Raw genomic sequence first — 23,925 nt, 5'->3', positions numbered from 1 at the left:
TCGATTGGTCCTCCAGTGCACCCAAACGGTTCAGCGGTGTGACCAATCCACAACGCATTGGTCACACCCGTGTGCTGGTGACTCGAAAGGGTTCAGACGCTGCCGTGAAGCTGGCATGAGGCCGGCTCGGGCGATCGATCGAGGAGCTCCCTGTGTCGAAGACTTTCCGGCGGGCGGTCACCGCCGGCTGTGCGGCGCTGCTGGCCGCGGCCGCACCCGCAAGCGCCGATCCGGTGGTCGCCGGGCCGGCCACGCCCGACGAGCTCGCCCTGCTCGCGGTCGGCCCGCTGGCGACGATCAACTCGCAGCAGGCCGACCAGGTCGCGCTGCACCGCGTAGCCACGGCGGGCGGCGCCTACCGCGGTCGCATCCTGTTCCCGTCGGACACGCTGACCCGGCCGCAGAACGTCATGGAGTTCACCGTCCTACGGCGTTCCGCCGACGGACGCTTCCTGACGTTCACGGCCAACCGCGCGCCCGTCGGCGCGCAGTACCAGGACGCCGAGAACGCAACGGCGGTCCGCGTCGCCGCCGATGGCACGTGGACCGACCAGCGGCTCGGCTCGGGCTTCATCACGGAGTTCAACAACGCGGTCGGCGCGCTCACCGTGGACGGCTCCCGGACCTGGGTCGGCACCCGGACCACGAAGCCGTTCGGGACGATCGCGCCCGGCGAGACCGCGCTGACGCAGGTGGCGAACGGCGGGCTCCCCGCGCAGAGCACCGACCTGGTCGACGGCAGCCTCGTCATGACCAGCAACACCGGCGTGCACCGCCTCCCGGGCGGTCTGCCCACGACGCTGAACACGACGACGCCGCTGCAGCTCTTCCTCCCGGCGACGTTCGCGTACGACAGCACCTTCGTCGACACGGACGGCATCCCCGGTGCCGACACGGCGTACGTCACGCGCAACGGCTTCGGCGTGAGCAAGTACGTGCTGTCGGGCGGCACGTGGGCCCCGCGCGGCACGCTCAGCGGCGCCTTCCGCTACGTCGCCGCGCGTGCCGTCGCCGGTGCGGTCGAGGTCTACCTCACCGCGTTCGACAACACGAAGGTCGTCAAGCTCCTCGACACCGCCGAGATCGGCGCGCAGCTGACGACCACCGGTGCGACCACGCTCGCGTACGCCCCGGGCCGCGTCTTCTTCGGAGGGCTCGCGTTCGCCCCGGGCACGGGCTTCCCGGCCGACGCGACGCCGTACCCGGCGGCGCCGCCGGTCCTCACCGCCCCGTTGACCGGGGTCCAGACGCACGTCGGCGTGACGCCCAAGGCGAGCATCGAGCTCGAGGTCACCGACGCGAACACGACCGACATCACGGTCACCGCCAGCTCGTCGAACCAGGCGGTCCTGCCGAACGACAGGATCACCGTCACGGGTACGGGCGCGACCCGCACGGTCACGTTCGACCCGGTCAGCGCGGGCAGCGCGGGCCTCACGTTCACGGCCAGCGCGGAGGGCGACACCGTGACCGCGACGCTCCCCTTCAACGCCAGCGGCCCCGCGCCGGACCCGACCGCGCACTACTACAGCGGCCCGGTCGACCTGTCGGCGGCGATCGACGTCGGCGACGGCTACTTCCTCGGCGTCTCGGACGAGGTCAACACGATCCACCTGTTCAAGAAGGGCGTCACCGGTCGTCCGGTGAAGTCGTGGAATCAGGGCTTCCCGGGCGGCGAGACCGACTTCGAGGGCGCGACCCGCTTCGGCGACACGCTCGTGTGGACGGGCTCGCACGGCAACAACCGCAGCGGCGCGGTCCGTCCCGAGCGCCGGTTCCTCGCGTTCCAGAAGATCACAGGCTTCGGCGCGACCACCGAGCTCGAGTGGTCGCACTCGTACACGCGCCTGTGGGACCAGTGGAAGGCGTGGGACGCGGCCAACGGCCACGGCCTTGGCGCGAACAAGCTCAAGTTCGACACCGCGACGGTGCCGAACCTGCTCCCGAACGCGCCGTTCGGCTTCAACGTCGAAGGCCTGACGATGGCACCGGGTTCGCAGACCACCGCGTGGTTCGGCATGCGCGCCCCGACCATCACGGGTGCGGACGGGATCGAGCGCGCGCTCATCCTGCCGGTCACCAACATCGACAAGCTCACGTCCAACGCCGTCGACGCGCAGTTCGGCGCGCCGATCTTCCTGGACCTCGGCGGCCGCTCGATCCGCGACATCAACAAGAACGCGGCCGACGAGTACCTGATCACCGCCGGCCCCGGCGACACGGACGACAGCCTTCAGAACTGGGCGCTGTACACGTGGGACGGCAACCCGGCCCACGATCCGAAGTTCGTCAACGAGCTCGTCACCAACGCGACGGTGATCGGCGCGTGGGAGGGCATCGCCGAGGTGCCGAACCCGCTCGTCGCCGGCGCGAAGGCGCTGCTGACCGCCGACTCCGGTGACACCGGCCTCGGCAAGTCCTACGGCCAGTACGTGACCATCGGCGAGGCGGTCGCCGGCCCGTCCGTCGTCACGGGCGTCACCGCGACGGCGAAGACCGGCGCGTTCGACGTCAGCTGGACCGCGGCCGAGCGGACCACGCGGTACCGCGTGTCCGCGACGAACGCCGCGGGCCAGCACGCGCCGGGCTCGCCCAAGTTCGTCACCGGCACCTCGACCTCGTTCGCGGGCGCGACCGGCGGCACGGAGTACACCGTCCACGTGCGCGCGGAGAACCCCGCCACGCGCACGGCCAACTCCACCGCGGTCAAGGTCACCCCGACCCAGGGCGCGCGCGTCGCGACCACGACGACGCTCACGTTCGAGGGCGGGCAGATCAGCGGCGAGCGCGGCCAGAAGCTCGTGGCCACCATCTCGGACCCGAACGCCCAGGGCACGGTGCAGTTCTTTCAGGGCGTCTTGGTGATCGGCGTCCCGGTCCCCGTCGTCGGCGGCAAGGCCACGCTGGACGTCTCCTACCTGCAGTCCGTGCTGAGCCTGCAGGCCAAGTACACGAGCAGCAACCCGGAGGAGTTCCTCTCGTCGGAGTCTCCGGTCGTCCCGTTCCTCATCGACTACCGGCCGCGCCAGCCGCGGGTCGAGCTCGTCTCGATCACGGGTGACCGTGTGGCGGGCAGCCAGATCGGGATCACGATCAAGGTGCACGGCTACACGCCGACGCAGCTCGTGCCGGAGGGCCTGCGCACGCGGTTCCGGGTCCGCCTGAACGGCTCCGCGGCGCAGACGAACCTGACCGGCGAGCCCGCGTTCGCCGAGGACGGGACCGCCACGCTCTACACGACGCTCGCCGCCGGCTCACACCGCGTCAGCGCCGGGCTGCTGTCCGACGGGACCTTCCTGCCGACGGGCTCGGACGAGGTCCCGGTGACGATCGCGCCCGCCGGCTCGCCGGCGCCGGAGGTCAAGCCGGTCAAGACGACGACGGTCGTCACGTCCGTGTCCGGGCCGGGCGTCCGGACCACGAACCAGCCGCTGACGATGACGGCGCGGCTCGCGGACCCGACGCTCACCGGCACCGTGCAGTTCTTCAACCCCAACCTGAGCGCCAACCTCGGCACGGCGGTCCCGGTGGTCAACGGCGTCGCGACGGCGAGCGTGACCAACACGACCCAGCTGCTGTTCGTCGCCGCACGCTTCGAGCCGGCCGCCGACCGCGACACGAACGCGTCGTCGGTGTCGCAGCTCGTGCCGATGTACCGCGTGGCGACGACGCTGCCGTTCCCGCCCGCGTGGGCGACGACGACGCAGCTCGAGGTCTCGGGCGCACGCGTGGTGGGGGAGCCGCTGACGGCGAAGGTGACGGTCGCCCCGGTCGGCGGCGACGCGTTCGCCGACCGTGACGTCAACGGCGGCGTCGAGCTGCTCGACGGCGACCGCGTGGTCGGCTTCGCGCCGGCGCTCCGCGGTGTGGCGACGTTCGACGTCGGCGGCCTCGGCGCCGGCGTCCACGCGCTGCGTGCCCGCTACCTGACGTCCAACGCGGAGCGCTCGAAGGGCTCCGAGTCGGCGGCGCAGGACGTGGCGATCGCGGTGCAGACCAAGGCGGAGGCGCCGGTCGGCGGCTCCGTCCCGGCGACCCTCGCGCTCACGCTCGGCACGCCCGCGACGTTCGGCGCGTTCACGCCGGGTGTGGAGAAGGAGTACACGGCGACCACGAAGGCAACCGTGCTCAGCACCGCGGGTGACGCGGCGCTGAGCGTGAGCGAGCCCGGCCATCTGGCCAACGGCGCGTTTTCGCTGCCACAGCCCCTGCGGGTCGAACTGGGCCGTTCGACGTGGACCGGCCCGGTCTCGAACGAGGACGTGGCGATCACGTTCAAGCAGTCGATCGCCACGACCGACGCGCTGCGCACGGGCGCGTACAGCAAGACCCTGACCTTCACGCTCAGCACCACGAACCCGTAAGGAACCTCAAGGATGAACAACACCCGACGGGCGCTGGCACTGGCGCTCGTGACCCTGGCCGGCGCTGCGGCGCCGGCTTCGGCCGACCCGGTGATCGCCGGCCCGGCGACACCTGACGAGTTGGCCGTGCTCGCCGTCGGCGGCGTGAACACCACGCACGCCGCGCGCCGCGCGGATCAGGTCGCGCTCCATCGCCTGTCCACGACGGACGGCGCCTACAAGGGCCGGATCCTGTTCCCGTCGGACACGCTGACGAAGTCGAGCAACTCGCTCAACGCGCCGATCCGCAACGCCGGGCTGCGGCGCTCGGCGGACGGTCGCTTCCTGCTGTTCAACGGCGGGCGCGGCGCGGCCGGGACCAGCAACCAGGACATCCTCAACGCCACGACCGTGCGCGTCGCGGCGGACGGCACCTGGACCGACCAGCGGCTCGGCACCGCGTACATGACGACGGGCGAGGGCCCGGTCGGCACCGTCTCGCTCGACGGCACGCGCAAGTGGCTCGGCATCAACCACAACACCAAGCCGATCGCGACGATCGCCGAGGGTGAGACGGAGCTGACGCAGGTCGGCGCGTTCCCGACGCCGACGGTCCCGGTGACCAGCATCGACCTCGTCGACGGCAGCCTCGTCGTCACGGGCATCACGGGTGTCTCGCGCCTGCCCGGCGGCCTGCCGACGGCGCAGAACACGACGACCCCGCCGCAGGAGTTCATCGCGGCGCCGATCGCCCTCGACGCGACGTTCCTCGACACCGACGGCGTCGCCGGCGCGGACACGGCCTACGTCGTCCGTGACGGGCGCGGCGTGTGGAAGTTCGCCCTCGACGCCGGCACGTGGAAGAGCCGCGGCGTCGTCGGCGGCAGCTACGGCTACGTCGCCGCGCGCGCCGTCGCGGGCGCGATCGAGGTCTACCTCACCACGGCCAACACGGCCAAGCTCGTCAAGTTCGTCGACACGGCGGAGGTCGGCGGCGACGTCAAGACCACGGGCGTGAGCACGCTGGCCTACGCGCCGGCGCGCGCCCGCTACACCGGCCTCGCCTTCACGCCGACCGGCGGCTTCCCGGCCGACGGCACCGCGTACCCGGCGACGGCGCCCGCGATGACCGCCTCGGCCACGACGGTCGACACGCACATCGGTGCCACGACCAAGGGCAGCGTCACGCTCGAGGTCTTCGACCCGAACTCGGCCGACGTCACGGTGACGGCGACGTCGTCGAACCAGACGATCCTGCCCAACGACAAGATCGCCATCAGCGGCACGGGCGCGGTGCGCACGGCGACGTTCGACCCGATCGCGACCGGCACGGCGACCGTCACGTTCACGGCGCGCTCCGGCGACGACGCCGTGACGGCGACCCTCACGCTGAAGGTCTCGCCCGCGGTCGCCGATCCAGGCGGGCACTACTACTCGGGCCCGGTCGACCTGTCGGCGGCGATCGACGTCGGCGGCGACTACTTCCTCGGCATCTCGGACGAGGTCAACACCGTCCACCTGTTCAAGAAGGGCGTGAGCGGTGGGTCGCTCGCGCAGTGGAACCAGGGCTTCCCGGGCGGCGAGACCGACTTCGAGGGCGCGACGCGCTTCGGGAACACGATCGTGTGGAGCGGCTCGCACGGCAACAACCGCTCGGGCTCGGCCCGTCCGGAGCGCCGGTTCCTCGCGTTCCAGACGATCAGCGGCTCCGGCGCGACCGTCGGCCTGGAGTGGCGCAACAGCTACACGCGCCTGTGGCAGCAGTGGAAGGACTGGGACGCGAGCAACGGCCACGGCCTCGGCGCGAACAAGCTCAAGTTCAACACCGCGACGGTGCCGGGCCTGCTCCCGAACGCGCCGAACGGCTTCAACGTCGAGGGCCTGACGATGGCGCCGGGCTCCTCGAGCGTTGCCTGGTTCGGCATGCGCGCCCCGACGATCACGGGCGCCGACGGCATCGAGCGCGCCGTGATCCTGCCGGTCAACAACCTCGACAAGCTGACGAGCGACAGCGTGAACGCGGAGTTCGGCGCGCCGATCTTCCTCGACCTCGGTGGTCGCAGCATCCGCGACATCAGCAAGAACGCGAAGGACCAGTACCTGATCAGCGCGGGCACCGGCGACACGGACGACAGCCTCAAGAACTGGGCGCTGTACACGTGGGACGGCAACGTCGACCACCAGCCGCAGATGGTCAAGGAGCTCCCGACCGACGAGGCGCGGATCGGCGCGTGGGAGGGCATCGCGGAGCTGCCGACCGACCTGGTCGCCGGCAGCCGCGTCCTGATGCTCGCCGACTCCGGTGACACCGGCCTCGGCAAGTCCTACGGCCAGTACGTGACCATCGGTGAGCCGATCGCCGGCCCGGCCGCGGTCACGGGCATCACCGCCACGGGCAAGCCGGGCGCGCTCGACGCCAGCTGGAACGCGGCCGACCGCGCCACGCAGTACTACGTGACGGTCAAGACCGCCGCGGGCGCCCACGCCCCCGGCTCGCCGAAGTTCGTCACCGGCACGAGCGCCTCGTTCGAGGGCCTCACCGCCGGCACGGAGTACACGGTTCAGGTGCGCCCGCAGAACGTCGCCACGCGCGCCGTCCCGGGAACGCCCGCGACGGCCACGCCCACCCAGGGCGCCCGCGTCGCGACCACGACGACGTTGGAGTTCCAGGGCTCGAACATCCTCGGCGAGGTGCAGAAGCTCGTCGCCACGGTCTCGGACCCGAACGCGCGCGGCACGATCCAGTTCTTCGGGAGCGGCCAGCGGCTCCAAGACTCGTTCGCGACCGGCTTCGACCCGAGCGTGGGCGCCAACGTCTACACCCACACGTTCCCCGTCGTCAACGGCAAGGCCGTGATCGACATCACCGACGCACGTGGGGCCGGCATGACGGACCTGCAGGCGAAGTTCACCACCGCCAACGCCGAGAACTACCTCTCGTCGGAGTCCGCCGTGGCGCCGACGCTGTTCGAGTACCGCCCGAAGCAGCCCTGGGCGGAGATCGTCTCGATCACCGGCGATCGCGTCGTCGGCAGCCGGATCGCCATCACGGTCAAGCTCGGGGGCTACAAGCCGTCGGAGCTGTGGCGTGAGGTCATCCGCACGGAGTTCAACACGCGCCTGAACGGCGCGGTCAACCGCACGCGCCTGGTCGGCGACACGCAGGAGACCTCCAGCGGCTACGCGGCCCTGAACGAGGATGGACTCGCGACGATCTACACCACCGCGCTCGCCGCCGGCGATCACCGCATCAGCGTCCAGGTCCCCGGCTACTCCACGGGCTACGTGACGCAGTGGACCGACGAGATCCCGGTCACGATCGCGCCCGCCGGCTCGCCCGCGCCCGAGGTCAAGCCGATCAAGCGTCCGGCCATCGCCGTCAAGCTGTCCGGCCCCGGCGTCACGCGCACCGGTCAGGCGCTGACGCTGACGGCGAAGCTGTCCGATCCGACCCTCACGGGCACGGTGACGTTCTTCAACTACAGCACGGCGCTCGGCACCGCGGTCCCGGTCGTCAACGGCGTCGCGACGACCTCCGTCACCAACACGAGCCCGCAGCTGGGCATCTACGCCCGCTTCGACCCGGTGGTGGCCGAGCGCACGACCACGGCCGGCGCGACGTCCCAGGCGGTGCCGCTGCTGCGGGCGGCGACCGACCTGCCGCGTTCGGGCACGGTGGCCACGAAGACGACGCTCGCGGTCTCCGGATCCACGGGCACGGTGACGGTGTCGCCGGTCGGCGGCGACGCGTTCGCGATCCGTGACGTCTACGGCTACGCCGAGATCCTTGAGGGCGAGCGCGTGGTCGGGTTCGCCCCGACCCGCGTCGGCGTCGCGACGATCGACCTGTCCAGCCTCGGGGCGGGCCCGCACACGCTGCGCGCCCGCTACGTGTCCTCCGACGAGACGCGCAGCCTGAGCTCGGAGATCGTCCAGACCGACGCCCCGGCGCCGGTCGGCGGCTCGGTGCCGGCCACGTTGTCGCTGACGCTGGGCGCTCCGGCGACGTTCGGCGCGTTCACGCCGGGTGTCGAGCGCGAGTACACGGCGACGACCAAGGCGACGGTGATCAGCACGGCGGGTGATGCGGCGTTGAGCGTGAGCGAGCCGGGCCACCTGACCAACGGCGCGTTCTCGCTGCCGCAGCCGCTGCGGGTGGAGCTGGGCCGCTCGGCCTGGTCGGGCCCGACTGCCAACGAGGACGTGCCGGTCACGTTCAAGCAGGCGATCGGGGCCAATGACGCGCTCCGCACCGGTGCCTACAGCAAGACGCTGACCTTCACGCTCAGCACCACGCAGCCCTAAGACCGCCAGTAGGTCCCCGCGGGGGCGCCGAGCGATCGGCGCCCCCGCTTCTCGTTCATCCCTGTAGGAGGAGTCCCCTTGCCCCCGTTGTCCCGACGTGCGCTGGCGCTCGCGCTGGCCGCGTTCCTCGCCGCGGCCGCACCCGCGGCGGCCAACCCCGTCGTCGCCGGTCCGGCCACGCCCGACGAGCTGGCCGTGATCGCCATCGGCGGCTCCGGCCTGCCGCTCGGCCAGTCCAAGACCGACCACGTCGCACTGCACCGCCTGTCCACGGCGGACGGCGCCTACAAGGGCCGGGTCCAGTTTCCGACCGACACGCTGACGAAGTCCAACCAGCCGGCCGGGCAGGCCGTGCGCGCGGCCGCGCTGCGCCGCTCGGCCGACGGTCGCTTCCTGACCTTCAGCGCGATCCGCGCCGCCGCCGGTCTGACGTACCAGGAAGGAACCAACGGCACCGCGGTGACGGTCAAGGCCGACGGCACCTGGACCGACCAGCGGCTCGGCTCGGGCTTCATGACCTCGATCGCCCACTCGCCGGCGGGCATCGTCACGGTCGACGGCACGCGCAAGTGGATCGGCGTCACCCACAACGCCAAGCCGATCGCGACGCTCGCCGAGGGCGACACGGTGATGACGCAGGTCAGCGGCTTCCCGACGAGCACGCCGGGGCCGACCAGCATCGACCTCGTGGACGGCAGCCTGGTCACGACCAACACGTCCGGTGTCCACCGCCTGCCCGGCGGGCTCCCGACCGCGCTGGACACGACGACGCCGCCGCAGCTGTTCATCTCCGCGCCCGGGGCGCTCGACGCCGTCTTCGTCGACACGGACGGCACGGCAGGCGCGGACACGGCGTACGTCGTCCGCTTCGGCCGTGGCCTGTGGAAGTTCGCCCTCGACAACGGCACGTGGAAGCCGCGCGGCAGCGTCAGCGGCGACTACAACTACGTCGCGGCGCGCGCCGTCTCGGGTGCCGTCGAGCTCTACGCCACCACGTACAACACGGCGAAGCTGGTCAAGCTCGTCGACACGGCCGAGATCGGTGCCGACTTCAAGTCGACCGGCGCGACGACGCTGGCCTACGCGCCGGGGACGGCTCGCTTCACCGGCCTCGCGTTCGCTCCCGGCTCCGGCTTCCCGGCCGACGGCACGCCGTATCCGGCCACGCCGCCGGTGATCACGGCCTCGGCGACCGCGGTCGACACGCACATCGGTGCCGCCCCGAAGGCGAGCGTCGACCTCGAGGTCTTCGACCCGAACACGACCGACGTCACCGTCACGGCCACGTCCGCCAATCAGGCGATCCTGCCGAACGCGAACATCACCATCACGGGTACGGGCAGCAAGCGCACGGCCACGCTGAACCCGATCACGACGGGCTCGACCGCCGTCACCTTCACCGCCCGCTCGGATGACGAGACGGCCACGGTCACCGTCTCGCTGGCCACGACCGCCGCGGCGCCCTACCCGGGCTCGCACTACTACAGCGGCGCGGTCGACCTGTCGGCGGCGGTCGACGTCGGCGGCGACCACTTCCTCGGCGTGTCGGACGAGGTCAACACGATCCACCTGTACAAGAAGGGCGTCTCGGGCCGTCCGCTCGCTTCCTGGAGCGACGGGTTCCCGGGCGGCGAGACCGACTTCGAGGGCGTGACACGCTTCGGCGACATGCTCGTGTGGTCGGGCTCGCACGGCAACAACCGCTCCGGCAGCGCGCGTCCTGAGCGCCGCTTCCTGGCGTTCCAGAAGATCACGGGCTCGGGCGACAAGGTCGACCTGGAGTGGTCGCACTCCTACACGGGCCTGTGGAACCAGTGGAAGGCGTGGGACGCGGCCAACGGCCACGGCTTGGGCGCGAACTACCTGAAGTTCAACACGGCGACCGTCGCGGGCCTGCTCCCGAACGCGCCGAACGGCTTCAACGTCGAGGGCCTGACGATGGCGCCGGGCTCCTCGTCCGTCGCCTGGTTCGGCATGCGTGCCCCGACGATCACGGGCGCCGACGGCATCGAGCGCGCGCTCATCCTGCCGGTCACCAACATCGACAAGCTCACGTCGGAGTCGGTCAACGCGCAGTTCGGCGCGCCGATCTTCCTCGACCTCGGTGGCCGCTCGATCCGCGACATCAACAAGAACGCGCGCGATGAGTACCTGATCACCGCCGGCACGGGTGACACGGACGACTCGCTCAAGAACTGGGCGCTGTACACGTGGGACGGCAACCCGGCGCACGACCCGAAGTTCGTCAACGAGCTCCCGACCGACGAGGGGCGCATCGGCGCGTGGGAGGGCATCGCCGAGGTGCCGAACCCGCTCGTCGCCGGCGCCAAGACGCTGCTGCTCGCCGACTCGGGTGACACCGGCCTGGGCAAGTCCTACGGCCAGTACGTGACGATCGGCGAGCCGGTCGCCGCCCCGGCCGTCACCACCGGCGTCACCGCCACGGCCAAGCCGGGCGAGCTCGCCGTCAACTGGGACGCGACGCCCGGCGCCACGGCCTACTACGTCACCGTCAAGCTCCCCAACGGCCAGCACGCGCTGGGCTCGCCGGCGATCGTCACCGGCACGTCGGCGTCGTTCGTCGGCCTCACGGCCGGCACGGAGCACACCGTGACGGTGCGCGCGCAGAACGTGGCCTCCCGGTCGGCCGCCGGCACGGTGCTCAAGGCCACGCCGACGCAGGGCGCCCGCACGGCGACGACGGTCTCGCTCGAGTGGGTCGGCACGAAGGTCGGCATGGAGACGCACAAGCTGATCGCGACGGTGTCGGACCCGAATGCGCAGGGCAAGGTCGAGTTCCTCAACGGCACCACGATCCTGCAGGACTCGTTCGCGAGCGAGCCGGTGCCGGGATGCGAGTGCTTCCAGACCCGCCGCGCGTTCCCGGTCGTCAACGGCAAGGCCGAGATCGACCTGACCAACCGCTTCAGCGGCGGCGCGGTGAACTTCTCGGCGCGCTTCACCACTGCCAACGCCGAGAACTTCCTGTCGTCGGCGACGACGACCCCGATCACGGGTCTCGTCGAGTACAAGCCGCGCGTCCCGTTCGTCGAGATCGTCTCGATCACGGGTGACCGCGTCGCGGGCGCGCCGCAGACGATCAAGCTCAAGCTGCGCGGCGCCAAGCCGTCCGTCCTGTATCCGGGGCAGCGGCTGTTCGCGCAGATGCGCACGCGCGTCAACAACGCCGCGGCGGTGACGCTGTTCGCCGACACGGCGGGCTCGAGCTCCGCGTACTTCGACGAGAACGGCGAGGCGACGTTCGTCACGACCGCGCTGGCGGCCGGCAAGCACCGCGTCTCCGCCGAGGTCCCGAACTTCAACGCGGGCTACACGCCGGTGCTGACGTCCGAGGTGCCGGTCGAGCTCGCGCCGGCGGGGTCGCCGGCCGCGGCCGCTCCGGCGCTGAAGACGCCGTACGTGCACGTGACGGTGTCCGGCCCGCGGATCGTCTCGCAGGCCCTCACGTTCACCGCCCGCGTGTCCGACCCAACGCTGGCCGGCACGGTGCAGTTCGGGTTCGGCAACGGCACGGCGATCGGCACGCCGGTCCCGGTGGTCAACGGCGTCGCGACGCTCACCACGACGCTGACGACGAACCTGCGCCAGATCCACGCGCGCTTCGAGCCGACCGCCGACCGCGACACGACGATCTCGGCCGTGTCGCTGGCCGTCCCGCTCCTGCGGGACACGGTCCAGCTGCCGTTCCCGCCGGCGACGACCACGGCCACGACGCTCACCGTCGCCGGTGACGATCGGGTCGGGGCGGCCCGCACGGCAACCGTCAAGATCGTGCCGACGTCCGCCGGCCAGCTGCCCGAGCGTGACGTGTTCGGCTCGGTCGAGCTGTTCGACGGCGACGTCTCGCTCGGCCTCGTGCCGGTCATCGCCGGTGAGGCGACGATCGACGTGAGCGGCCTGCCGGCTGGCGTGCACTCGCTCGTGGCGAAGTACGTGCCGTCCGACGAGACGCGCTCGAGCGTCTCCCAGTCGGCGGCGGTCAGCGTTCCGGTCGCGGTGGAGACCGACGTCGAGGCCGGCGCGGGCGGCTCGGTGCCGGCCACGTTGTCGTTGACGCTGGGTACTCCGGCGACGTTCGGCGCGTTCACGCCGGGTGTCGAGCGCGAGTACACGGCGTCCACGAAGGCCACCGTGATCAGCACCGCGGGTGACGCGGCGTTGAGCGTGAGCGAGCCGGGCCACCTGACCAACAGCGCGTTCTCGCTGCCGCAGCCGTTGCGGGTGGAGCTGGGCCGTTCGTCCTGGACGGGCCCGGTCTCCAACGAGGACGTGCCGGTCACGTTCAAGCAGCTGATCGGGGCGAACGACGCGCTCCGCACCGGCGCCTACAGCCAGACGCTCACCTTCACGCTGAGCACCACCACGCCGTAGGGCATTGGGGGCGCCGGCTCGCCTGAGCCGGCGCCTCAGCGCCTTCGGCTGCTCGACTCAGTGTTGGTCGGCGCATGCGTGAAGTCCAGCTCGTGGTTGGCCCAGGCGGCCATGAGATCCGACAGGCTTGACACGTCAACCGCCCGGTCGGGGGCAACTCGTGCGTCGCGTGTGTCGACGAGCGTTGCGAGACGGCGCTCAACGACCTCGGCCGCTTCCACTCCGAGGGTGTCCGCGAGGCGGGACATGGCTGCTCGATCCGGAACTCCCGCTGCCTCGGAGAGCGAGTCGGTCTCGACCATCGACGCCACCAGCATCGTCGCGGCAAACCGCTCGTCGCCGTCGATCGACGCGGGAAGCGCGACTGATTGGCTCGAGTGCTGCATCCACTGGAGCAAGCCCCCATGCACCCCGTCGAACGGTCGCGCGAAATACGGCGGCTCGGCGTTCCGCAAGCGTACCCCCAACCATGCAAGTGACGCCGATGGCGCGCTGTCACTGGCTCGGCCCCAGATCAACTTCATCCCCACGGGCGAGTGCCAGCTCGGACCGCTGGCGAAGTGGAACCCGATCGGTTGGAGCAGCCACGCGTGCCCAAACAACTCAATGGCCCGTGAGACGTCCAGCTCGCCGTGGGTCGTGGCCTTCGCGGCGACGTAGAGATCGTCAACGGCGAGTTGGTCGATCTGAGGAACAAGTACTTCGGCTAGTACTTCATAGAGCAGCTGAGGGCTCAGACCTCCAGACCTGAACTGCGGCACCACATGCAGATGGCGAAGGTCGAACGCCAACCGTGCGGCGGTGCGTCGCGACTCCGAGTCTGCGATCGCTCGCGCGATCGCGTCGCGGAGCGCGGTCGCGACCATCGGCGCCGCCTCGCTGCTCGTCGCCCTGAGGTCCTCAATGAGCGCGATGCTCGTCGGCTCGGAGACGTCTAGATGCTCGCGGCGGTTCAGACGCTGCGGGTCGGCGGCCGAGGTGGCTTCCCACGCCCGGAGATCGTCCCCTCGGTCGCCCTCCAACGTCAGTCGGACTACACGGTCCGCGGCCCGATCGGCGACGGCTGGACTGGGCACGAAGAACGCAAGGCTTCGCGCGACGAACGACACGACGTTGCGGCCTCCGGCGGTGGGGCCTTCTGACTCCGCCCAATCCAACAAGGTCTCGAGGAAGCGATCGGCCGCGTCCTCGGCGCTGTCTTCCTGGATCTGCGCCGCCAGCTGAGCCACCATGTCCCATTCCTGCTTGGCGATTCTCGGGATGAGCGCTTGGGCGAGATCGCGCGGGCCCTCGTGGGTGCGTACGAGATACTCGGCCGTGAAGAACTCGAGGAACGTCGCATGGGTGAAGTGGAAAAGCGGCTCGTCGCTCTCGGTGAGTCCTGTGTCACTGAAAACCCACGCTCGGCCCTTGCACAGGTCTACGAACTCGACTGCCTTCTCACGGGCTTGATCGTCAGTGGGGTACCGGCGAGGGTGCAGATACTCGGTCGTCCGGTCGACGAGTGCTTGTTCTGTGACTCCACCGTGCAAGGGTGAGTGTGTGTAGATCCAATGTGCCAAGAACTGCATGGTCGGTCTGAGCAGCGACTGAAAAGGCAGCGGCGCGGCGATCCCGCGTCGTTTGTCCCAACGATCGAACAGCATCAGCGCGCACTTCTTGTAGATCGCGGGCCGGTTGGCGGGGATGTCGCCCTCCCCGCGATAGATGTTCGCCATCAGGCCGACGAGTAGTGGGTTGGTGCGGAGATCGGGCACGACCTCGGTCTCCGACACGAACGCATCCACCTGGTCCTCGAGGTCGCCGCCGGACGATCCGTCGTAAGCGAACCACTTGGTGGCGTAGGCGCGCACCCGCTCGTCATCGAACCCCACGAGTCTCCAGACCGGAAATTCGCTTGGGTTGAGCGGCGCCTCCTCGTATCCCACTGCTCGCGACGTCACGAGGATGCGACACGTCGGGAAGAGGTTGGCGAAGCTCTCGACGTCGGCGCTGATCTCTTGACGTTGGTGTGTGTCCAACAGCTCGTCGAGGCCGTCGAAGATCAGGATCGCTCGGCCGTTGCGGAGCAGATACTCGAGGGCGCCGGGAGGGGTCTCGGCGAACTGGTAGCGCGTGTTCAGCAGGCGCTGGAGATGTTGGAAGATGGAATGCCCATCTTGTTTTCTCTCCACGCCGTAGTCACGCAGGACGACGCGGAGTGGGGTTGCGGTGGGTGGGTCGACCGGCGTGTCGCTCGCGGACTCGAGCTGCGACTTGGACAGATCGGAGGTGAGCTTGGTCGTGAGCGTCGACTTTCCACCCCCGGGGTCCCCCAGCACGACCGCACGGTGAAAGCGCGCAGCGAACTCGCCGTACGTCTCTAGGGGCAGATCCTCGCCGGCGGGACTGCGCAACAGCGGTGAGACGTAAAGCGTGTCGACATTGACACGCACGTTCCTATCGAGACTTGGAGGGATCACCACCGAGTCGCGTTGGTGAATCTGTGACCGGAGCTGGCGTTCGAAGCTCAAGATCGCGTCCATCGATGCGGTCGTCTGCGCCCGCAGGAGCGCGATGTTGCGCTCGAGGTTCATCAGCCGGGACTCGAGACGGGCGAGGTCGATGTGCATCAGCGCGTGTTGTGCAAGCGTCTCTGTGGTGAGATGACGCTGCAGGATCCGCGACGTGGCCAGGACGAAGCTGTCGAATATCCGGCCCCCATGCGTCGCGGCGATGTCGTCCGGAACACCGACTCGGAGCTGCATCAACAGCACGAACTCCTGCCGGGCCTGCTCGACACTCAGACTCTCTGTGAGACCGGTTGCGAAGAGCTGCTGGATCACCGCCGCGACTTCCGCGCTGCGGATGAACTGGAGGAGTCGATCTCCGCCCAGCTCAGGTGAGATCTGGACGTCCGTCAACTCCTTCGCCGCTGCCTTGACATCGTCGGCGATCCGGGTCTCGAGGTCCTGTGGGAGTTCGAGATCGCGTGAGCTCTTGAGCGCGCTCTTGATCACGTCATGCAGCGCGTTGACGAACAGTCCGACGAGGATCTGGCTGTCGAGCGGGTCTGACACGAGGCAAGAGACTACGTGTCGGTGGCCCGTACCATCGAAGCGTGGTCTCCGCCGCCGACATCGACGTCTTCGAGGCGGCGCGGCCACGGCTGTTCGGCATCGCCTACCGGATGCTCGGCAGCCGGCACGAGGCGGAGGAGCTCGTGCAGGAGACCTGGCTGCGCTGGCAGGGCACGGACCGCGCGGCGGTCCGCGAGCCCGAGGCGTTCCTCGCGACCGCGACCACGCGGCTGGCGATCAACGCCTCGCAGTCGGCGCGGGCGCGGCGCGAGACGTACATCGGGCCGTGGCTGCCCGAGCCCGTGGACACCGCGGAGGACCCGCTGCTCGGCGCCGAACGTGGGGAGGCGCTCGAGGTGGCGGTGCTGATGCTGCTGGAGAAGCTCACGCCGACCGAGCGGGCGACGTACGTGCTGCGCGAGGCGTTCGACTACTCGTACGGCGACATCGCGGGCGTGCTCCAGGTCGGTGAGGCCAACGCGCGGCAGCTCGCCTCACGTGCGCGCGGGAAGCTCGAGGGCGGACGGCGCGCGAAGGCGGACGCGGAAGCGCACCGGCGGCTGCTGGACGCGATCGTCGCCGCCGCGCAGGCCGGTGACGTCCAGGCGCTGGAGCGGATGCTGGCCGAGGACGTCGTGACCTACTCCGACGGCGGCGGCGTCGTGCACGCCGCGCGCAAGCCGCTGCACGGTCGGGACCGCGTGCTCAAGGCCCTGCTCGGGTTCGCGCGCAAGTACTGGACGGGCGCGACCGCGACCGCCGTGGACGCCAACGGGCAGCCCGGGCTGCTGATTGAGCGCGACGGCGAGATCATCACGTTCGCGACGATCACGGCCTCCGAGGCGGGCGTCGAGCAGCTCCTGTTCGTCGTCAATCCGGAGAAGTTGCAATTTCCTGTCACGCCCTGACCGGGTCTCCGGTCTGAGCTGACATGAAGATCGTCATCATCGGAGGCACCGGGCAGATCGGCACGAAGGTCATCGAGCGGCTCACCGCTCAGGGCCACGAAGCCGTCGCCGCCTCACCGCAGACCGGCGTCAACACGCTCACGGGGGAGGGCCTCAGCGAGGCGCTCGCCGGTGCGCAGGTCGTCGTCGACGTCACCAACGCGCCCTCGTGGGAGACCGAGGCCGTCCTGAACTTCTTCACCACCTCGACGCGCAACCAGCTCGCCGCCGAGGCCGAGGCGGGCGTGCGCCACCACGTCGCCGTGTCGATCGTCGGCTCGCGCAAGATGGCCGGCAGCGGCTACATGGACGCGAAGATCGCCCAGGAGGACCTGATCATCGCCGGGCCGATCCCGTACACGATCATCCACGCGACGCAGTTCTTCGAGTTCGTGCCGTGGATCGCGCAGGCGTCCACGGGTGAGGACGGCAAGGTGCGTGTCTCGCCGCACCTGTTCCAGCCGATCGCCGCCGACGACGTGGCCGACGCCGTCGTGCGCGCCGCGCTGGGCGAGCCGGCGGGCGCGATCGAGATCGCCGGGCCGGACAAGCTCGGCATCGACGAGGCCGTGCGCCAGGCGGTCCCCGACGCCGACGTGGTGAGCGACCCCGACGCCGGCTACTTCGGCGCCGACGTCGACGACACGTCGCTCGTCGCGGGCGAGGGCGCCTGGATCGGGAAGCGGCGGTTCGCGGACTTCGTCGCGCGCTGACGCGGAGGCGTAACGTCCGCGGCCATGCTCAGAACGGGTCTGGTCGTGCTCGCGTTGTCGCTCCTGCTGGCCGCGCCCGCGGGCGCGGCCGACCGTTACGCGTACGCCGGCGGCTGCTACGCCGTCGGCGGCCTCGCCGGCGCCGAGCAGGTGCGCATGCAGGCCACCGCGCTGGGCCGCTACCTGCTCTACCGGCCCGACGGCACGTACGTCACGCCGACGGGCATCAGCGCGAGCCCCGCCGACTGGGCGATGGGCTCCGACGGCGCCTCGTTGAACGGCACCCCGGTCACGATCACGCCCGCGACGGGCTGCGCCGAGTTCCCCGAGGCGCCGCTGAACGCGACCGGCACGCCCTCGAAGGGCGCGACCGAGTTCGGTCGCGTCGGCGGCGTGATCGACGGCCACATGCACTGGATGACCTACGAGTACTTCGGCGGGCGCTTCCACTGCGGCAAGCCGTGGGATCCGTACGGGATCACGTTCGCCCTGCCCGACTGCGCGGCGATCGAAGGCCCGACGGGCACCGCCGCCGTCTTCCAGAACTTCCTCAACTACGGCAACCCCGCGCAGCCGCACGACACGCGCGGCTACCCGTTCTTGACCGAGACCAAGGCCACCAACCTCACGCGTGAGGGGACGTACTGGCGCTGGGTCCAGCGCGCGTGGATGGCCGGCCTGCGGCTGATGGTCATGGGCGTCAACGAGAACCGCGTCCTCTGCACGTTGCAGCCCGTCAAGGTCACCGACTGCGACGAGATGGGCACCGTGCGCCGCGGCCTCGACGCGGTGCGCAACCTGCAGAACTACGTCGACGCGCAGGCCGGCGGGCCCGGCAAGGGCTTCTTCCAGATCGTCACCAACCCGTACGACGCGCGGCGCGTGATCAACTCCGGCCGGATGGCGGTCGTGCTCGAGATCGAGATCTCCGAGCCGTTCGGCTGCCGCGGCTGGAGCGCGCCCTCGTGCGACAAGGCCCAGATCGACCGCGAGCTGGAGGATCTCTACAAGCGCGGCGTGCGCTCGGCGCTGCTGCTGAACAAGTACGACAACCCGCTCACCGGCGTGCGCTTCGACAGCGGCGCCCAGGGCGTGCTGATCAACGTCGGCAACCTCGCGAGCGCGGGGTCGTTCTGGAGCGCGAAGACCTGCACCGGCCCGCTGCGCGACAACCCGATCGCCACCGCCGACCCCGGCCTGCTGACCGGGCTGAGCGGCCTGCTCGGGATCACGCTCCCGCCCCCGCCGCTGTATCCGAAGACGCCGCACTGCAACACGCGCGGGCTGACCGACCTCGGCGCGCACGTCGTGAACTCGATGATGGACCGCAAGATGATCGTCAACCCCGACCACATGAGCCAGGCCGGGGTGGACGCGACGCTCAGCCTGCTGGAGAAGCGCGGCTACTCGGGCGTGATCTCCCCGCACGGCTGGATGGACCCGGGCAACTGGCCGCGGCTGTGGAAGCTCGGCGGGCTTGCGTTCCCGGGCCACTCGGACGCCGCGCAGTACGTCAAGGAGTGGCAGCAGTACCGGCCGAAGTCGACGCCGTACGAGCTCGGCTGGGGCTTCGGCGCCGACCTCGGCGGGCTCTCCACGCAGCCCGGCAAGGGCGGGCTCAGCTACCCGTTCAAGTCGCTCGACGGCACGGTCACGTTCGACCGTCAGACCACCGGACAGCGCACGTTCGACTACGCCGCCGAGGGCGTCGCCACCTACGGCCAGTACGCGGACTGGCTCGCCGACCTCAAGCGGGTCGGCGGCAGCGCGCTCGCCGACGACCTGTGGGACGGCGCCGAGGCCTACCTGCAGATGTGGGAGCGCGCCGACGGCGTGCCCACCACCGCGTGCGCCCCGCGCACCCAGGGCCTGACGAAGACGCTCAAGCTCGGCGTGAGCTGGACGGGAATCCTCCGCGGCGCCGGCCAGCCCCAGCAGCGCGATCGCGCGTGGAGCTGGTGCGTGAAGGGCTCCGGCAACCCGCGCGCGGCCGACGTGGCGGTGTTCGGCGACGACGGCCGCGTGGCGCTCGTCGGCTCCACCGCGCAGGGCCGCAGGACGGCGGGCGTGCGTGTCGGCCAGCGCGCCGGCGGGAAGGCGCGGATCGTGATCTCCGGCCGCTCCGCCTACGAGGTCCGCGGCGGCAAGGTGCGCGCGGTCGGCGTGGCCACGAAAGCGTTCGCGCGCGACCGGAGCGCGCTGCGCAAGGCGCTCCGCGACGTGAGTGCCGCACGCGCGACGCAGGCCAAGCCGGCGTTCGTGGCCGGTGCGAACGCGGCGACGGCACCGACCGGAAGGACGCTCGCGGGCAGCGGAAATCCGGTAGATGACGCCGCGCTGACACTCCTCTGCAAGCTCATCGGCGCCTAGCTATTCTCGCGGCCGTGTCCGAGTCCAAGGAACGCGCGTTCGCGCTCATCCGCCAGTGGGGAGACCCCGTGCTGCGTGAGCGCGCACGCCCGGTCGAGGCGTTCGACGAGTCCTTCGCCCAGCACGTCTCCGAGCTCGAGGAGATCATGCGCGAGGCCGACGGCGCCGGCCTCGCCGCGACCCAGGTCGGGTCGCTGCGACGCGTGTTCGTCTACCGCCTCCCGGACGACGAGGACGACGCGCCCGCGCGGGTCATCGTGAACCCGACGATCGTCGAGAGCGGCGAGGCGGTCGACGCCGCGCTCGAGGGCTGCCTGTCGCTCGGACGCGCGCGCGTGCACGTCGAGGTCGAGCGCCCGGTGGACATCGTGCTCGAGGCGCAGGATGCGCACGGCGAGCCGCTTCGGCTCGAGGTCAGCGGCCTGCACGCCCGCATCATCCAGCACGAGACCGACCACCTGAACGGCGTGCTGATGCTGGACCGCACGACGCCCGAGCACAAGCGCGGCGCCGTGCGCGCGCTCAACGCGGGCGAGTCGTTCAGCCCCGAGCCGGCGGACGGCGAAGCCGAGATCGACGTCTAACTTCAGGGCGCGCCCCCGATTGTCGGGACGCGCGAAGGCTGGTGGGATCGCTGGGTGAGACTCCTCCCCAGCATTCTCCTCATCGTCGCCTGCGCGCTTCCCGCCACCGCGCAGGCCGACCAGCGCACTCCGCCCGAGACGACGATCACGAGCGGACCCAACGGCACGACCGTGACCGCCCCGCCGACGTTCGCGTTCGTCGCGGACGAGCCCCACGTGACGTTCGCGTGCAGCGTCGACGGCGCGAGGCCGGTGCGGTGCGCGTCGCCGTACACCACACCGCCGCTGCCCGGCGGCGTGCACACGTTCGCGGTCGCGGCCGTCGACGACTTCGGCCACACCGACCCGACGCCCGCCATGGCCACGTTCGTGATGCTCGTCGACGCCGACCATGACCGGTTCCCGGAGTCGCTGGACTGCAACGACCACGCCGCGCACATCTACCCGGGCGCGCTGGAGGTGGCGGGCAACCAGGTCGACGAGAACTGCGACGGCGTGCTCGCACCGTTCCCGCGCGCGGCCGCGGTGCTGACCGCGGGCGGCGACGCGACGGCCACCAAGACGACGTTCCGCAGCTTCGTGGTCACCGGCATCACGGCCGGCGCGAAGGTGGAGCTGCGCTGCTCCGGTCGCTCCTGCCCGTTCAAGCGGCGCGTGCTGAAGGTCCGCAAGGCGCGCGCGTCGGCGAAGCGGTTCTCCGCCAAGCCGGGCGCCAAAGTCGAGGTGTGGGTCACCGCGCCGCGGACGATCGGCAAGGTCATGCGCCTGCCGATCGTGCGCAACCGGTTCCCGACGATGAAGACGCTGTGCGTCGAGCCGGGGGCGAAGCAGCCGAAGCGCTGCGCGTCGAGCTAGACCTCGACCGGCTCGCCGATCGTGAGCCACCGGAATCGCGCCTGCACGTCGGACGGCGCGGCGGCGACCGCGCGCTCGACACCGGCCTTGCCGTCCCGGAAGTGCTTCCAGCCCTCGTAGTGGATCGGGATCGCGACGCGCGGCTCGATCAGCTTCGTGAGCTCGACCGCGTCCGGGCCGGTCATCGTGTAGCGGGCGGGGCCGGTGACCGGGAACTGGACGCCGCCGACGTGCAGCACCGCGATCTCGACCCGCAGGCGCTGCGCGACCGACTTCACGCCGTCGTAGAGGACCGTGTCCCCGCTGAACCACAGCACGCCCTCGCCCCATTCGAGCGCGAAGCCGATCACGTCGCCGACGATCGGGTGGCTGAGCGGCGGGCCGTGGCGGCACGGGGTAGCGGTGATGGTGATGTCCGGGGAGCCGGCCTTGGTCAGCGTCGTCGTCTCCCAGTCCTTCAGTCCGCGCGTCGCGCCACCGAGCCGCTCGGCGCCCGCGGCCGTCGTGACCACCGTGTCGACCTGGGGGAGGAACGCGCGCCCGGCGGCGTCCAGGTTGTCCTCGTGGTGGTCGTGCGTGAGCAGGACGGCGTCGATCGGGCCGAGGTCGGCGGGGTCGATCGCCGGGCCGGTCGTCTTCGTCGAGCCGGTGCCCCAGCCGAACTTGTACTTCCCGCCGGCGGGATCGAACGTGGGGTCGGTCAGGATCCGCCAGCCGGCGAACTCGACCAGGGCGGTGGGGCCGCCGATGTGCGTGAGGGTGACCACTTTGCCGGAATCTACGTGGTGAAGAGCGGCGCGCCAAGGGACGCCGTGTCCACGTCGATCCCGAGCCCGGGGGCGGTGGGCGCGGCGCCGCGGCCGTTCACGCTGCGCGGCGCGTAGCCCGCCACGTGGTCCAGCGTCCAGTCGTTCATGAACGAGGCCATCAGGAGCTGGTCCGGCGCGGTGGACGCCGCGAGGTGGCTGACCGCCGCGGTCGTGACGTCGCCGCCCCAGCTGTCCTCGATCGTGAAGCGCAGGCCGAGCTCGGTGCCGAGGTCGCGGAGCAGCCGGGCCTTGGCGAGCCCGCCGACGCGCCCGACCTTCAGGTTGATGCCCTCCATCACGCCGTAGGCGCGGAGGAGCGACTGCGCGTCGGTGATCACCTCGTCGAGCACCATCGGCAGCGTCGTCCGCTCGCGGACGACTTGGCACTCCTCCAGCGTCGGGCACGGCTGCTCGAACAGCACGCGGTCCAGGCCTTCCAGCGCGCGGGCCGCGATCACGGCGTCCTGCAGCCGCCAGCCGCCGTTCGCGTCGGCGACGACGACGTCGAGGTCCTCCTCCAACACGGCGCGTACGCGCGCCGCGTCCTCGCGCGGGTCGGCGCCGAGCTTGAGCTGGAAGTGGCGCACGCCCTCGGCGCGGCGGGCGCGGACGTGCTCGACCATCGCCTCGGCCGGGCCGAGCGGGATCGCGACGTAGAGCGGGAAGTCGGACGAGCGGACGCCGCCGAGGAGCGTGCTGACCGGGACGCCGAGCGCGCGGCCGAGCACGTCCCAGCAGGCGATGTCCAGCGCGGACTTGGCGTAGCCGTGGCCGCGCAGGGCGCCGTCCATCGCGGTGTGGACGGCGCCGAGGTTGGTCGGGTCGACGCCGACGAGCGCGGGCGCGAGCTGGCGCAGCGCCGCTCGCGCTCCGTCCGCGTGGGCCTCCAGATAGGTCGCGCCGAGCGGGCACGTCTCGCCCCAGCCCTCGACGCCGTCGTCGGTCGTGACGCGCACGAGCGTGCTGGGCAGCGCCGCCACGCTGCGCCCGCCCGACATCACGTACTCCCCATGCGCATAGCGCAGCTCGTAGCCGAATGCCTCGACGCGTGCGATCCTCACCGCCCGCACGCTACTGGTGAAACCGTTTGCACAACCCTTAAGGCTGCGGACCTACGATCGGTTTCAGTGTTCCGAGAAGGCACGACAGGACGGCATCGACACGCCATCGGCGTAGCGGTTCGCGTGCCCGGGGGCGAGTACGGCGCCGACGTGCCCGAGACCGTCGCCGATCCCGCGGCCGACGCGCGTCTGGTCGTCCGCGTCGACAACCGCTCTGACAGCGCCGAGCTGCTCGAGCTCACCGTCGAGGGCATGCCCGCCGGCTGGGCCGAGGTCTTCCCCCGCACCGTCCAGGTGCCCGCAGGCGAGCAGCGCGAGGCCGACGTCTCCGTCCACGTCCCGCACGCCGCGGAGATCAAGGCCGCCGAGTGGCCGCTGCGCGTCGTCGCCTTCGCCCGCGGCCGCCGCGTCGGCTCGGCCGCGGCGCGCGTCCGCGTCGCCCCGCACGCGGTCGTCGCGCTGGAGCTGCGCCCGACCGAGCTGCGCG

The 23,925-nt window shown here is 70.9% G+C and carries 12 protein-coding genes; 9 read left to right on the top strand and 3 right to left on the bottom strand.

The window, feature by feature from the left end; all coding sequences use genetic code 11:
* The first annotated feature begins 152 nt into the window (after positions 1 to 152).
* From OJ997_RS26030 to OJ997_RS26020, 3 genes are all read left to right on the top strand, one after another.
* Positions 153 to 4,364: a fibronectin type III domain-containing protein gene (locus tag OJ997_RS26030; protein ID WP_270028216.1), complete on the top strand. Its 4,212-nt coding sequence runs from the start codon at positions 153 to 155 to the stop codon at positions 4,362 to 4,364.
* 12 nt (positions 4,365 to 4,376) lie between these two features.
* Positions 4,377 to 8,648: a DUF3616 domain-containing protein gene (locus OJ997_RS26025; protein ID WP_270028215.1), complete on the top strand. Its 4,272-nt coding sequence runs from the start codon at positions 4,377 to 4,379 to the stop codon at positions 8,646 to 8,648.
* An 87-nt stretch (positions 8,649 to 8,735) separates the two neighbouring features.
* Positions 8,736 to 13,040 (top strand): DUF3616 domain-containing protein, encoded by a 4,305-nt coding sequence (locus OJ997_RS26020; RefSeq protein ID WP_270028214.1) that lies wholly within the window; start codon positions 8,736 to 8,738, stop codon positions 13,038 to 13,040.
* A gap of 35 nt (positions 13,041 to 13,075) precedes the next feature.
* Here the strand turns inward: OJ997_RS26020 and OJ997_RS26015 are convergent, their stop codons facing one another.
* Entirely contained in the window at positions 13,076 to 16,099 is a 3,024-nt protein-coding gene (locus OJ997_RS26015) for an NACHT domain-containing protein (RefSeq protein ID WP_270028213.1), read from the bottom strand.
* Between the two features lie 41 nt (positions 16,100 to 16,140).
* Here OJ997_RS26015 and OJ997_RS26010 point away from each other — a divergent pair, with 41 nt between their 5' ends.
* The 5 genes from OJ997_RS26010 to OJ997_RS37845 are packed head-to-tail and all read left to right on the top strand — an operon-like array spanning position 16,141 to position 21,568.
* Positions 16,141 to 17,007 carry an RNA polymerase sigma-70 factor gene (locus tag OJ997_RS26010; protein ID WP_270028212.1) on the top strand — a complete coding sequence of 289 codons (867 nt, stop codon included), beginning with the start codon at positions 16,141 to 16,143 and terminating at the stop codon, positions 17,005 to 17,007.
* Between the two features lie 23 nt (positions 17,008 to 17,030).
* Positions 17,031 to 17,759 carry an SDR family oxidoreductase gene (locus tag OJ997_RS26005; RefSeq protein WP_270028211.1) on the top strand — a complete coding sequence of 243 codons (729 nt, stop codon included), beginning with the start codon at positions 17,031 to 17,033 and terminating at the stop codon, positions 17,757 to 17,759.
* A gap of 24 nt (positions 17,760 to 17,783) precedes the next feature.
* Positions 17,784 to 20,129 carry a Coagulation factor 5/8 type domain-containing protein gene (locus OJ997_RS26000; RefSeq protein ID WP_270028210.1) on the top strand — a complete coding sequence of 782 codons (2,346 nt, stop codon included), beginning with the start codon at positions 17,784 to 17,786 and terminating at the stop codon, positions 20,127 to 20,129.
* A gap of 14 nt (positions 20,130 to 20,143) precedes the next feature.
* Complete coding sequence (gene def, locus OJ997_RS25995; protein WP_270028209.1) at positions 20,144 to 20,713, top strand: peptide deformylase; 570 nt, start codon at positions 20,144 to 20,146, stop codon at positions 20,711 to 20,713.
* Between the two features lie 54 nt (positions 20,714 to 20,767).
* On the top strand, positions 20,768 to 21,568 hold the full coding sequence (locus OJ997_RS37845) for a putative metal-binding motif-containing protein (RefSeq protein ID WP_270028208.1): 801 nt from the start codon (positions 20,768 to 20,770) through the stop codon (positions 21,566 to 21,568).
* Here OJ997_RS37845 and OJ997_RS25985 read toward each other — a convergent pair.
* Both OJ997_RS25985 and OJ997_RS25980 read right to left on the bottom strand, forming a co-directional pair.
* Positions 21,565 to 22,335, bottom strand: a complete 771-nt coding sequence (locus OJ997_RS25985) for an MBL fold metallo-hydrolase (protein WP_270028207.1) — start codon at positions 22,333 to 22,335, stop codon at positions 21,565 to 21,567. The genes OJ997_RS37845 and OJ997_RS25985 overlap by 4 nt on opposite strands.
* A gap of 11 nt (positions 22,336 to 22,346) precedes the next feature.
* On the bottom strand, positions 22,347 to 23,438 hold the full coding sequence (locus OJ997_RS25980) for a mandelate racemase/muconate lactonizing enzyme family protein (protein ID WP_270028206.1): 1,092 nt from the start codon (positions 23,436 to 23,438) through the stop codon (positions 22,347 to 22,349).
* Positions 23,439 to 23,561: 123 nt separating this feature from the next.
* On the opposite strand from OJ997_RS25980, the gene OJ997_RS25975 reads away from it, so the two are divergent.
* On the top strand, positions 23,562 to 23,925 hold a 364-nt coding region (locus OJ997_RS25975; protein ID WP_270028205.1), incomplete at its 3' end, for a COG1470 family protein.

The sequence above is a fragment of the Solirubrobacter phytolaccae genome, from assembly GCF_027587195.1.
Classification (GTDB): domain Bacteria; phylum Actinomycetota; class Thermoleophilia; order Solirubrobacterales; family Solirubrobacteraceae; genus Solirubrobacter; species Solirubrobacter phytolaccae.
Note: the sequence above shows the minus strand (reverse complement) of the source record. Positions and strands in the feature narration are given on the sequence as shown.